At 48.8% G+C, this 12761-nt stretch carries 14 protein-coding genes and 1 tRNA gene; 8 read left to right on the top strand and 7 right to left on the bottom strand.

From position 1 onward, the window contains the following. The first annotated feature begins 110 nt into the window (after positions 1-110). Positions 111-605 carry a GNAT family N-acetyltransferase gene (locus tag HWI92_RS03295; protein WP_204660773.1) on the top strand — a complete coding sequence of 165 codons (495 nt, stop codon included), beginning with the start codon at positions 111-113 and terminating at the stop codon, positions 603-605. Here HWI92_RS03295 and trhO read toward each other — a convergent pair. After that, a complete protein-coding gene (trhO, locus tag HWI92_RS03290) occupies positions 602-1591 on the bottom strand; it encodes an oxygen-dependent tRNA uridine(34) hydroxylase TrhO (RefSeq protein ID WP_204664206.1) in 990 nt (329 codons plus the stop codon). The genes HWI92_RS03295 and trhO overlap by 4 nt on opposite strands. Positions 1592-1777: 186 nt before the next feature. Between trhO and HWI92_RS03285 the strand changes: the two genes are divergently transcribed. Both HWI92_RS03285 and HWI92_RS03280 read left to right on the top strand, forming a co-directional pair. Continuing rightward, positions 1778-2392 (top strand): deoxynucleoside kinase, encoded by a 615-nt coding sequence (locus HWI92_RS03285; RefSeq protein ID WP_204660772.1) that lies wholly within the window; start codon positions 1778-1780, stop codon positions 2390-2392. A gap of 133 nt (positions 2393-2525) precedes the next feature. Then, a tRNA-Leu gene (locus tag HWI92_RS03280) sits at positions 2526-2609 on the top strand. Between the two features lie 152 nt (positions 2610-2761). Here HWI92_RS03280 and HWI92_RS03275 read toward each other — a convergent pair. Both HWI92_RS03275 and HWI92_RS03270 read right to left on the bottom strand, forming a co-directional pair. Beyond that, positions 2762-3085, bottom strand: a complete 324-nt coding sequence (locus HWI92_RS03275; RefSeq protein WP_204660771.1) for a hypothetical protein — start codon at positions 3083-3085, stop codon at positions 2762-2764. A gap of 22 nt (positions 3086-3107) precedes the next feature. Beyond that, positions 3108-3287: a hypothetical protein gene (locus HWI92_RS03270; RefSeq protein ID WP_204660770.1), complete on the bottom strand. Its 180-nt coding sequence runs from the start codon at positions 3285-3287 to the stop codon at positions 3108-3110. 267 nt (positions 3288-3554) lie between these two features. On the opposite strand from HWI92_RS03270, the gene HWI92_RS03265 reads away from it, so the two are divergent. Next, on the top strand, positions 3555-5591 hold the full coding sequence (locus HWI92_RS03265; protein WP_204660769.1) for a beta-L-arabinofuranosidase domain-containing protein: 2037 nt from the start codon (positions 3555-3557) through the stop codon (positions 5589-5591). Positions 5592-5633: 42 nt separating this feature from the next. Here the strand turns inward: HWI92_RS03265 and HWI92_RS03260 are convergent, their stop codons facing one another. Continuing rightward, positions 5634-6248 (bottom strand): LysE family translocator, encoded by a 615-nt coding sequence (locus tag HWI92_RS03260; RefSeq protein WP_204660768.1) that lies wholly within the window; start codon positions 6246-6248, stop codon positions 5634-5636. Position 6249: 1 nt separating this feature from the next. Beyond that, entirely contained in the window at positions 6250-6804 is a 555-nt protein-coding gene (locus tag HWI92_RS03255; RefSeq protein WP_204660767.1) for an NUDIX domain-containing protein, read from the bottom strand. A 38-nt stretch (positions 6805-6842) separates the two neighbouring features. On the opposite strand from HWI92_RS03255, the gene HWI92_RS03250 reads away from it, so the two are divergent. Further along, the gene (locus HWI92_RS03250) at positions 6843-7856 is read left to right on the top strand and encodes a cation diffusion facilitator family transporter (RefSeq protein ID WP_204660766.1); all 1014 of its coding nucleotides are present in this window, start codon (positions 6843-6845) and stop codon (positions 7854-7856) included. Between the two features lie 24 nt (positions 7857-7880). Then, on the top strand, positions 7881-8804 hold the full coding sequence (locus HWI92_RS03245; RefSeq protein WP_204660765.1) for a sugar phosphate isomerase/epimerase family protein: 924 nt from the start codon (positions 7881-7883) through the stop codon (positions 8802-8804). Positions 8805-8999: 195 nt separating this feature from the next. On the opposite strand, the gene folE is transcribed toward HWI92_RS03245, so the two are convergent. Together folE and HWI92_RS03235 are read right to left on the bottom strand one after the other, a co-directional pair. Then, on the bottom strand, positions 9000-9689 hold the full coding sequence (gene folE, locus HWI92_RS03240; protein WP_204660764.1) for a GTP cyclohydrolase I FolE: 690 nt from the start codon (positions 9687-9689) through the stop codon (positions 9000-9002). Next, a complete protein-coding gene (locus tag HWI92_RS03235) occupies positions 9649-10065 on the bottom strand; it encodes a 6-pyruvoyl trahydropterin synthase family protein (RefSeq protein WP_204660763.1) in 417 nt (138 codons plus the stop codon). The genes folE and HWI92_RS03235 overlap by 41 nt, the downstream gene beginning before the upstream one ends. Before the next feature lie 277 nt (positions 10066-10342). Between HWI92_RS03235 and HWI92_RS03230 the strand changes: the two genes are divergently transcribed. Further along, positions 10343-11470: a Gfo/Idh/MocA family protein gene (locus HWI92_RS03230; protein ID WP_204660762.1), complete on the top strand. Its 1128-nt coding sequence runs from the start codon at positions 10343-10345 to the stop codon at positions 11468-11470. Between the two features lie 70 nt (positions 11471-11540). Then, on the top strand, positions 11541-12761 hold the full coding sequence (locus HWI92_RS03225) for a sugar MFS transporter (protein WP_204660761.1): 1221 nt from the start codon (positions 11541-11543) through the stop codon (positions 12759-12761).

Genomic DNA, 12761 nt, shown 5'->3' with positions numbered 1-12761 from the left:
GCTGATCGGCTTCCCGGCACACTCCATGCAATTTTCCGCCACCGTCAGTAAGTATGTTTTTAAAGTGATAACTGTTTATTTGCAGGTCCTTTAAGCCAAATTTAAGTAATATGCCTTCATTCACAATAAAAGCAGCCACTCCCGGAGATATCCCCGTCATCATCAGCATACAGGAAAAAACATGGGAACCTACTTACCGTGACATACTTAGCCAGGAGCAGATAGCCTATATGTTCGGTAAAATTTACGCACCTGCCGCCCTGCTCACTCAGTTTGAAGAAGGCCAGCGTTTTGTAATCCTCTGCAACAATTCCGTTCCTGCAGGATTTGCCGCTTTCTCGGAGGAAACACCAGGCTGCTTCAAGTTACACAAGATTTACGTATTGCCGGCTGAGCAGGGTTCCGGGGCCGGGCGCTTCCTGCTTGAAAATGTAGAACAACTGGTGAGACAGTCCGGTGCGCGGATACTCTCACTCAATGTCAACCGGTACAACAAAGCCCTGACATTTTACGAACGCCAGGGCTTTGTTGTTGTTGCCGAAAAAGATATCCCGATCGGGCCGTACTGGATGAACGACTACATTCTCGAAAAACAATTGATCTAAACGGTTCCGGTATTCTGAGCGGCCAGTTTCAGGTGCTTGATTGTCTTTTTCTGACTTTTCAGCCCTTGCATCGGGTGGTAGTGATTGCTTTGGGCCACGTAGTAGCCCGTACCATTGTACACGCGTTTGGCCGGGTGTGATTTGCATTCCTCGGTGCATGCGCCTTCCATTTGTTCTGCGCAGGCCTCACAAATAGGTACATGATTATTGCACTCCGGATTGGCACAGTTCACCATCCGGTCACAGGCTGTGTGGCAGATATAACAAGTGGAGATCACGGTTGGATTCACCTTGTTCACATCTACCGTAATCCGGTTATCAAACACGTAGCATTTCCCGTCAAAGTTCTCGCCGCCTTCTTCCAGCCCGTACCGGATAATGCCGCCGTGCAGCTGGTATACGTCCGTAAAGCCCTGTTCGAGCAGGTAAGCACTTGCTTTTTCGCATTTGATACCGCCCGTACAATAGGTAACTATTTTTTTATCCTTCAAATGTTCAATCTCGTGTACGTGGTCGGGCAGCTCGCGCAGGTTGTGCATATCAAAAGTAATCGCCCCCTTGAATTTGCCCACTTCATGCTCGTAATCCGAACGCATGTCTACCAGTACCACGTCGGGATCGTTGATCAGCTTCCTGAATTCCGAAGGTTCCAGGTGTTTCCCGGTTCTTACAAGCGGATTTACATGCAGGTCGGAGTTAACGATCTCGTCCTTCACGCGGACATGCAGTTTCTGGAATGCTATGGTATCGTGCTCCTCTATCTTAAACTGCACGCTGCTGAAACGTTCATCCGACCGGACGTACTCCATGTAAGCCTCACAATCTTCAACCGTACCCGAAACAGTACCATTGAGACCTTCGGGTGCGACGATGATCCTGCCCAGCAGGTTATGTTCCACACAAAATAAATGATGCTCGTCGCGGTAAGCGTCCGGATCGGCAATGGGTGAGTAGCAGTAGTACAAAATCACCCGGTAAGGTTTCATTTCCATTCAGTCTTTCAGTATTGAAACAAAGGGAAACAGAATAATCAGCGCAGCTCATTTCCCCAAATCAACCGTAAATATACAAAATCGTGCACTGTTCAGAAAACGTGCGCAACAGGCAGCGGGTTCGTGATTCGGGTTAAATAGCTATTTTTACAACCTTGTTCAAGTACTCAACCTACATATATGCACATAGCGATCATCGGGAACATCGGCGCCGGCAAAACTACATTGACGCAAATGCTGGGGGATTATTACAAATGGGATGTGATGTTTGAAGCGGTAGAAGGGAATCCGTACCTGGCGGATTTTTACGTGGATATGGAACGCTGGGCATTTAACCTGCAGGTATTCTTTCTGAACAGCCGGTTTGCGCAGGTGCAGAAGATCCGCGCTGCTACCTATGCTACCATCGTGCAGGACCGGACGATTTACGAGGATGCCTTTATTTTTGCAAGAAACCTGTATGACTCGGGCATTATGGCCGAGCGCGACTACCAGACCTATCTGCTGCTTTTCGAGTCGATCATCCGTACGGTGTCCCATCCCGACCTGCTCATTTACCTGAAAGCGGATATTCCGAAGCTGGTTTCGCAGATCAAAAAACGCGGCCGGGACTTTGAAGCGTCCATTTCGGTTGACTATCTCGAAAGCCTGAACCGCTACTACGAAGACTTTGCAAACCGCTATGAACACGGTAAGATCATCGAGTTTGATGTTAATAACATGGACTTTGCTTCCAATCCTGACGATTTCACGCACATTGTAACCAGGTTGAACAAGGAGCTGTTTTACCTCTGATAATCAATTATATTACTTTGCATATCGCTGAAAAAGCACTTTAATCAGAAAAGTATTTTCCCTGCATCGTTTCAAAAATTTGAGGGCATTTCTTGCGACGGATGTTTTAAATTGTACTTTTGCATCACCGTAAGGCCAGGTGGTGGAATTGGTAGACACGCTACTTTGAGGGGGTAGTGCCCGTTTGGGTATAGGAGTTCGACTCTCCTTCTGGTCACAAGGCAAAAAGTTCGTTTACAGCTTGTAAACGAACTTTTTTTATGCCGTGCTGATTTGATTGCGTATTCAGATCAGGCTTCCTGCAAAAAACAATTTTTTTCCTCAGGTACGCAAATGCTGAGATATTGCGTCCGACGATACACCTTTCTGTTAGTAGGCCAGCTTGAACTTCTTAAAGATATTGAAGGTAGAAAGCCAGACTACGGCCAGACTCCCGAAAATGGTATAAACAAGATCAATGCCTCCCTCGTTGATCTTACAAATTTCAAGGTAGGTAAGGCATATTACCCGCATACTGCCTGTAATCGAGTAAGAAGAAATCCCGATCTGAAACCAGTTGCCCAGTTCTTCGGCATTAAGTTTTCCTTTCCAGATCAGAATGGAGATATACAGCAGAAATACACAGCACGCCACCAGCAGGGAGTTTGAGGGCGTAAGTATGCTCAGGAAGTAATTACACAGCGCGTTCACCATCGAAGAAATGAAGGTACTACCGCTACTTATTCAGCGACCTCCATTCCAGGAAGCCGGTCAGAAGCGTGCCAATGGCACCGCCAATCAAAGCGCCATTCACACCGCCGATATGTCCCCCGATTACCGCTCCACCCGTAGATCCGGATATAGCACTGATCAGAACAGAGAGAGATTTGCTTTCGTTGGCCTGTATTATTTTCATTTTTCAAATAGTGTGACTGGTGATAGCGGCTGTTGTCAGCAACCTTGTTGAACGTAAATTAATGAATTTGAATGCAAGGCTCCAAGCTTTGTACCTTTTATTTACAGGGTAAGCACTAGCGCTAATTATATTTTAGAAACCATCTGTTCTCATTTTCCAGCCAAAATACACCTTTAATCAAACCAGCGCATTGTCCGCATAGGTAGAAGCACCGCAAGTCCTCTTTTTCTGCTGGGGTAAAGTTGTTTTTCTGTAAAAACGCATTCAATGCAAACTTTCAGCGGGATCAGATTTCGGGTACTGGCGATGTCTTCGGCAGCGTTGCTGATTTTTAATTTTCAATTGTCGGCTCAGGAGCTCGCCTCTCAGCCTTACCAGTCGCTGCCGCTCGGTGCTATCAGACCCGAGGGCTGGCTACGTGACCAGCTGCTCACCATGCGCAATGGCACCACCGGGCACCTGGATGAAGTGTATGCCAAAGTAAAAAATGACAATGGCTGGTTGGGCGGCAAAGGCGATGGCTGGGAAGAAACCCCCTACTGGCTCGACGGCGCTGTTCCCCTCGCCTACCTCCTGGATGATCCCGCCTTAAAAAGCAAAGTAGCAGCATACATCAACTGGACCATCGACCACCAGCGACCATCGGGGTATTTTGGTCCGCTTACCAAAGATGAGCGTGAAAAAGGCACGCAGATTACCCCGGAAAATTGCAGCGCCGGTGAGGACTGGTGGCCCAAAATGGTGATGCTCAAAGTGCTCCGGCAGTACTATGAGGCTACCGGCGACAACCGGGTGATTCCGTTTATGACCCGGTACTTCCAATACCAGGCCGCTGCGCTGAAGAATTGTCCGCTCGGCAAATGGACGGAGTGGGCGCAATCCCGCGGGGCCGATAACGTGATGATGGCACAGTGGCTGTATGGCTTTACAAAGGATAAATTTTTGCTGGAACTGGCTTCCCTCATCGAGTCCCAGGCTTTTCCATGGAGCAGTCTGCTGGGCGGACGCAGCTGGGTGATGAATGCTGCCGCCCAGCAAAACAAGGATCATTGGATGCAGCGGCATGCGGTGAATGTGGGTATGGCCCTGAAATCCCCGGCTATTAACTACCAGCGTACCAGTGATCAAAAGTACCTGAATGATCTGAAAACCGGTTTCAGCGATATTATGAACCTGCATGGACTTCCCATGGGCGTATTTTCAGGAGACGAAGACCTGCACGGAAATGCACCTACGCAGGGTACCGAGCTGTGTGCGATTGCGGAGGCGATGTATTCGCTGGAAGAAATCATTGCGATCACCGGTAATGTATATTATATGGATGCGCTTGAAAGAATGACCTTCAATGCACTCCCTACCCAAACGACGGATGATTACAATAACAAGCAGTATTTTCAGATTGCCAACCAGGTGCAGATCAGCCGGGGGGTATTTGACTTTTCGCTCCCTTTTGACCGTGAGATGAACAATGTACTGGGTATGCGGAGCGGCTATACCTGCTGCCTGGCCAATATGCACCAAAGCTGGACCAAATTCGCCAGCCACCTCTGGTATGCGGCACCGGACCATGGCCTGGCCGCGCTGGAATATAGCCCCAACGTGGTTACGGCCAAAGTGGGTGAGTCACAAACACCCGTGACCATTTCAGAAATCACCAACTTTCCCTTTGACGACCAGATTCACTTTGAGTTGAAAACAAGCAGGGACGTTGCATTTCCATTGCAGCTGCGCATTCCGGCCTGGTGCAGGGAAGCTGCTATTTTGTTAAATGGTAAAAAAGTGCAGTCGGTGACCGGCGGCCAGATCGCAACACTTAAAATGACCTGGAAAAATGGCGACCGCGTCACGCTGAGCCTGCCTATGGAAGTTTCGACGTCCAACTGGGGACGTAATTCAAGAACAATCGAGCGCGGTCCGCTGGTATATGCATTGAAGCTCGAAGAAAAGTGGGAAAAGGCGGTGCAGGAGGACGAAGGAGAATATTTCAGTGTGTATCCGAAAACAGACTGGAACTATGGGCTTTTGCAACAGGTCGTCGCCAATCCGGCATCCAGCCTTACGGTCAGGACAGTAAAACCTGTAGGGAAGAACTTCGTATGGAACCTGGCCCATGCACCCATTGAAATTACGGCATCCGCCAGAAAAATCCCCGCCTGGAAAGCCGTCGCCGGCGTAGCTTATCAGCCGGTGACAGATCGCGAAGGTATTTACAAGGGAGCAGTAAGCCCGGAAGTGGAAACCATCACGCTGGTACCCTATGGTTTTACCAAAGTCAGGATCGTCGCTTTTCCGGTTGTTAAATAGGGATAAACCTGCTTATTAAAACAGGCCGGCAGGCTGCTTCCGCTATTTGATAAAGTTCACATAGGCGATCTGACATGCAATCAGCATGAACACAATCCCGGTCACTTTGTTGAATATAGTTACCACACGCGGTGTGAAGATGCGTTTGAGCCGGTGGGCAAAAAAAGCAATGCCGCACTCGACCAGAAAAACCGCTACGACACTCGCCCCGAAAAAGATCAGCACCTGATTGTAGTTGTAATGCAGGTTCGTGCGGATGTAGGATGCTATTGTCACCCAGCTGATGAAGTTCACCGGATTCAAACCATTGAGCAGAAACCCCGTGGTAAAATAGTAAACCAGGCTGCCCAGCTGAGTTTTGGGATACGCGATCTGCGGCTGCCCGCGAATGACATTGTTGAGACCGAGAATGAAGAGAAAAATCACGCCTGCACCCGCCATCCATTTCTTAAAATCGGGTATGTCGGGCAGCAGCGTGGTACCAAAAATGGCAAAAAACACAAAGATCAGGTCGCAGACAAACACCCCGAAAGCGATCTTGATCCCCGCCTGGTAACCATTATCGACACTGTTTTGTACCAATGAAAAAAAAACGGTACCGAAAGTCAGACAGAGTGCAATGCCCGTCAGGATGCCATAAAAAAGAGATTCAAACATATCAGATCCCTTTCAGTCTCGCAGTCATCAGGATTGCACATACCGACAGTGAATCCGTAATTTCCGAGCGCATCACCATTTCCACGGCTTTTGCGAGCGGTACTTTCTCAATCTGGAGCACTTCGGTTTCTTCCGGCTCTGCTTCGGCCTGCGTCAGGCCTTCTGCGATATACAGGAATCCCTCTTCATTTGTGGCTGAATTGGAGGTATGAATGCGCGCCAGTTTGGTCCAGGTTTCTGCCAGCAGTCCGGTTTCTTCTTTGAGCTCGCGCTTCGCGGCAAGAAGCGGATCTGTCCCGAGCAAACCGCCGCCCTCAGGAATTTCCCATGAATATTCGTCGATCGCGTAGCGGAACTGACCCACCAGGTACACATTCCCTTCCGCATCAATCGGGATCACGCCAATGGCCTGATTTTTAAACCTTACCAACCCGTAAATTCCTTTATTGCCCGACGGATTAATGACGTCACGATGACTCAGTTCGAGCCATGCATTTTCGTAGACCGTCTCGGCAGACAGCGTTTTCCAGTTATTTTCAGTGGACACAACCCGCATTTTCTTTCTATTTTTGAAATCAGACTCGAAGCACTCAGATGCAAATAAACCAAAATAAGCTAAAACAACGTCTTATACTGTTGTCTTTTGTAGCCAGTGTGCTACTGACGGGCTTGAAGTTTTTTGCGTACTATATAACTTCTTCCAATGCCATCCTGAGCGACGCGCTGGAATCGATTATCAATGTGATCGCCAGCGGATTCGCATTTTACAGCATTTACCTTTCCGCGCAGCCCAAAGACCGCAACCACCCCTACGGCCACGGTAAGGTCGAGTTTTTCTCGGCAGGCTTTGAAGGCGCATTAATCGTGATCGCAGCACTGTTTATCGTGATTGAAGCGATCAAGAGACTGGCAGAGCCTGCCCCCATTCAAAACCTGGCCGAAGGTTCTATTTTCATTGCATTCACAATCCTCGTCAATACGGCCATCGGGTACAAGCTGCTCTCCGAAGGTAAAAAGGTAAACTCCCTGGCCCTGGTCGCCGACGGCCGCCACCTGATGTCCGATAGTGTGAGCAGCCTTGTGCTGGTGCTCAGCGTGGGGCTCATTATTCTTACAGGCTATACCTGGATTGACAGTGCAGCGTCGCTCCTTTTTGGTATTTTCCTGACATATAATGGTTCGCAGCTCGTCAGCAAGTCGGTAGCCGGACTTATGGATGCCAGTGACGAAAACCTGCTTGATACAGTTGTGAAGACATTGAAAGCCAACAAAAAACCTGATTGGATTGATGTGCATAACCTGAGGGTACAGCAGTACGGCTCCGACATGCATATTGACTGCCATGTGACCATGCCTTACTACTGGGAGTTGCAGAAGGTTCATGAAACAATCCACAACTTTGAGGACATTTTAAAAGGGAGTTTCGTAGGGGAAACAGAAATATTCGTGCATGCCGACCCTTGCCTGTACCAATGTTGTTACTTTTGCCGCATTCCCGACTGCCCGGTACGCCAGCACGAATTTGTGCAGGACATTGAATGGGATGCAGCCAACCTCACCAAAAATGAGAAGCTTTACCACGAGGCGAAAATCAATATTCAAGAATAATTATCAATCTAAATTCTAACCCCAATGTATTTTTCCCGACGCGATTTCCTGAAAAAAGCGGGCGCAGCCTCCCTGGCGGCCGCTACCCTCACCGACCTCTTTGCAGAAGCTGCTCCTCAAAAACTATGGTTTGACATTTCCCTGGCCGAGTGGTCGCTCCACAAGGAGCTTTTTGCCAAAAAACTGGATAACCTAGACTTTCCTGCGCTTGCTAAAAAGGAATTCGGCATCTCCATCGTAGAGTATGTCAACCAGTTTTTCAAAGACAAAGCCGAGAACAAGACGTACCTCAATGATTTGATAAAAAGACAAAAGGACAACGGTGTCACCGCACACCTGATCATGATCGACGGTGAAGGCGGACTGGGTGAGCTGGATGCAGCCGTACGCAACAAGGCTGTGGAAAATCACTACAAATGGGTGGAAGCTGCCAAGTACCTGGGCTGCAAAACCATCCGGGTCAATGCATTTGGTAAAGGTTCTGACGAAGAGATTGCAAAAGCAGCAGTAGACGGCCTGGGTAAACTCGGTGAATTTGCCGCCAAAACGGGCATTAACGTGATCGTGGAAAACCACGGAGGTTCATCTTCCAATGGAAAATGGCTTTCGGGCGTGATGAAGCAGGTGAACCTCAAAAATGTAGGTACCCTGCCCGATTTCGGAAACTTCTGTATTGTAAGGAACAGCACCGGCTGTGCTGAGTCGTATGACAGGTACCAGGGTACTCAGGAGCTGATGCCGTTTGCAAAAGGCGTGAGTGCCAAAACGTATGACTTTGACGAAAAAGGAAACTGTGTTGAAACAGACTACGCCAAAATCCTGAAAATCGTAAAAGCGAGCGGCTTTAAAGGCATTGCCGGTATTGAGTACGAAGGAAGCAAGCTTTCAGAGTACGACGGTATTAAGGCAACAAAAGCATTGCTGGAAAGAGTCGGGCCGATGGTGTAGGAAGGTTTTAGTCAGAGATGGTCAGGTGTGGTTAGGTATGGTCAAGAGTGGTCAGGCGTTGTCTTCTACAGTTTGAAAGTTTTCACAACTACCTGACCACTCTTTACCATACCTGACAATCTCTGACCATACCTGACAATCTCTGACCATACCTGACAATCTCTGACCACACCTGACCAAAACAAATTTCCTTTACTACTTCCCCAGATACCCCAGAAACTCCCGCTTCGTCATTTCCTGCTCAAACTTCCCGCCGTAATAAGCTGTGACGGTAGAGCTCCCCGAATCGCGGATACCCCTCGACTGGACGCACATATGCTGAGCGTCAATCACCACTGCAACATCTTCTGTTCCAAGCGCCTTTTTGAGCTCGGTTGCAATCTGGACCGTAAGCCTTTCCTGTACCTGCGGACGTCTGGAAAAATATTCCACAATGCGGTTGAGCTTGGAAAGTCCGATCACTTTGCCCGAAGAAATATAGGCTACATGGGCTTTTCCGTAAATGGGCACAAAGTGGTGTTCACAATTTGAAAAAACCGTAATATCCTTCTCTACGAGCATCTGATCGTAGTTGTACTTGTTGTCAAATAATGTAATCGAAGGCTTGTTTTTCGGATCCAATCCGCTGAAAACCTCATTGATGTACATTTTTGCCACACGCTTGGGGGTACCTTTCAGACTGTCGTCATTCAGATCCAGACCCATAATTTCCATAATATGACGGAAATGCTTCTCGATAAGCTCGATTTTCGTTTCGTCCTCCATGGCAAAAGCGTCTTCCCGAAGGGGCGTCTCCACTGACATCATCAGGTGATCGTCGCCAATTTCCTCTATATCCATCATTTCATTCGACGGGATATTCGACAAAGTTCCGTTCTGTTTCATATAATCTGATTTTCACGGCGAGTGCCGCATCGATCCTGGGCCTGAGTATGGAGTGAATAACGATGGCAATATGTTCTGCCGACGGATTAAGGGACTTGAATTCAGGTACATCGAGATTCAGGTTCCGGTGGTCAAAACGATCCAGTACATGTTCCTTGATCAGCTGGCCGAGTACCTTCATATCAACCACATACCCCGTTTCCGGATTCACTTCTCCCGTCACCTGGACGATCAGCTCATAATTATGGCCGTGATAGTTAGGGTTATTGCATTTACCGAAAACTTCCTCATTCCGCTCGGGAGTCCACTCCGGATTGTGAAGACGATGAGCCGCATTGAAGTGTTCCTTCCGGAACACTGCCACTTTTTGCGCCATAGTTGTTAGCCGCTTTAAATGTTAAATACCCTAAATGTCGTAACAAAGTATGTGTCCAACACATTTAAGGCTTCGAGCCTGCATGAAACGCTCCCGGGAGTAACTTGCTTGGGTGTAACGCCTGGCAAAATCTTTTTGTTCAAACTCCCTCAGAAATCATTTGTACAGGTTTGATTTAGTTATTAAAAAAATTAAAAATTAGCTTAATGCTTGTAAATTGCGAACTTGGACAATGATAAATCAGAGGCTTTTCTACTAACACAAACCTTCAAAAGGTATGGACAGACGCGATTTTATTCATAAAGCGGCACTGGCAGGTTCTGCGACAGCCATCATCCCCGATTTATTCTTGTTCGATCAAAAAACAGGCCAGCGCATCAGGCTGGGCCTGGCAGGTGCAGGCGAATATGGCCGCACCCTGCTCAGCAACGCCTTGCTGCACCAGGATGTGGAAGTTACTGCAATCTGCGATATCCATCCCGGGGCACTGGCTGCGGCAGCCCGGCAGATCCGGGAAGCCGGCAAGGCCGCTCCCGCGCTTTACCGTAATGAGGAAGACTTTATAAGTATCGCCAGCCGGAATGATGTAGACGCGCTGATCATTGCAACCCCGGACCGCTGGCATATACCGATGGCCTTGGCAGGAATGCAGGCTGGCAAGTACGTAGCTGCGCCCATTTCCGGGATCGCTTCCCTGGAACAATGCTGGTCGCTTGTGGATACTTTCGAACGCACCGGTGCTCACCTGATGGTACTCGACAATGCCAGTTTCCGGTCCGATCTTATGGCTGTGCTCGGCATGGTACGTTCAGGCAGTTTTGGTAAAATGACGTATGTGCATTGTGGTTTCCGCAACGAATCGTACCCGCAGCACGGACTGGGGCCCGTGTCACAGTGGCTGGATATCAATCGAGGCAATAATTTCGCCTACCTGATCGCTACCGGTCCGGCAGCATCGCCCGATGCAGTGATCAGCTGCTACGATGAGACTAGTATTATCCTTAACCACGAGGAAATAGCCGGAAAGCCACTCACCTACCGTGCTCAGGGTACCGCAGGCATTTGGAATAGTGCCGCTGGCTCCATCTACCTGGAAGGCGTTTCAAACCAGTATACGCCCGAATCCGACGGCTTACATCTGGAAAAACACCGGCATCCGCTTTGGAACAAATGGTCCGGAGCACATGCGCAGGCCGATGCAGACTACGCCATGATGTCCAGCTTCATTGCGTGTGTCAGGACCAGCTCGGCTCCGCAGCTGGATGTTTATGACGCTGCTGCCTGGAATGCCATAAAACCACTTTCCCAACGATCCGCATCCCTCGGAGGTGCTCCCGTGGAGATACCCGACTTTACGAGAGGAAAATGGCAGACCAACCGCCGCATTTTCGGCCTGCATGCGTAGTAATCCGGTATTATGAAATCTATTGTCTCACATATTTTAAACCCTGATCCAACAATTAATTAACACCTAAATGAATAACAAGAAAAGTTATCTGGCCCCCCTCTTAATCATCGGCGTTTTATTTTTTGTAATGGGATTCGTTACCTGGGTAAACGGAACACTCATTACTTTCTTCAAAAAAGCATTTTCGCTTGACAATACCAGCTCTTACCTGGTCACCTTCGCATTTTTCATTTCGTACACGGTGATGGCGATCCCATGTTCTATGGTGTTAAAAAAAACAGGGTTTAAAAACGGGATGTCACTGGCCCTCATGGTCATGGCGGTGGGCACGCTCATCTTTATCCCCGCAGCCGAAATGGCCTCCTACCCGCTGTTCCTGGTTGGACTGTTCACGATCGGCATCGGCTTAACAGTACTTCAGACTGCTTCCAATCCGTATGCAACCATCCTCGGCCCGCGCGAAAGTGCTGCCCAGCGCATCAGTATCATGGGTGTGGCCAACAAAGGTGCCGGTATCATCAGCCAGATTATCATCGGAAAACTGCTCCTGGCGGGAGCAGCTGCGGCTACTCCGGCCGAAGAGCTGAACAAGGTAGTGGTACCTTATATTATACTTACAGTTGTTCTGATCGCGCTTGCCTTGCTGATCCGCATGTCCAAAGGGCTTACCGAGGTGAGCGAAGAAGAGGATGATGCCGGTGCTGCAGGAACACTTACGACCCAACGCACCAGTGTATTTCAGTACCCGAACCTAGTACTCGGTGTGATTGCATTGTTTTCTTATGTGGGCGTGGAAGTAATCGCTGCGGATACGATCATCAACTATGGCGTTTCACTCGGCATTGCTGAGGAAGAAGCCCGCCTCTTCGGTGCATATACACTGGGAGGTATGATGTTCGGGTATGTACTCGGTATTATCCTGATCCCGAAATACGTTTCCCAGCAGAGCTACATGATCTTTTCGGCCATACTCGGCCTTGTGGTAACATTTGCTGCAATCAACACAACCGGCTTTACCTCTGTGATGTGCATTGCCGTCCTTGGTTTTGCCAATGCGGTGATCTGGCCGGCATTGTGGCCGCTGGCACTGAGCGGACTCGGGAAGTTTACCAAAATTGCCTCTGCACTGCTGGTTATGGGCATTTCGGGCGGGGCGATCATGCCCCTGGTGTACGGAGGCATTGCCGATTCTATCCACGACACACAAAAAGCTTACTGGGTTTTGATCCCCCTTTATGCATTCATCCTGTATTTCGGTCTGATCGGCCATAAAAAGAAAAGCTGGTAA

It is taken from the genome of Dyadobacter sandarakinus, assembly GCF_016894445.1.
Taxonomy (GTDB): Bacteria; Bacteroidota; Bacteroidia; order Cytophagales; family Spirosomataceae; genus Dyadobacter; species Dyadobacter sandarakinus.
This window is presented reverse-complemented; position numbering and strand designations above follow the sequence as displayed.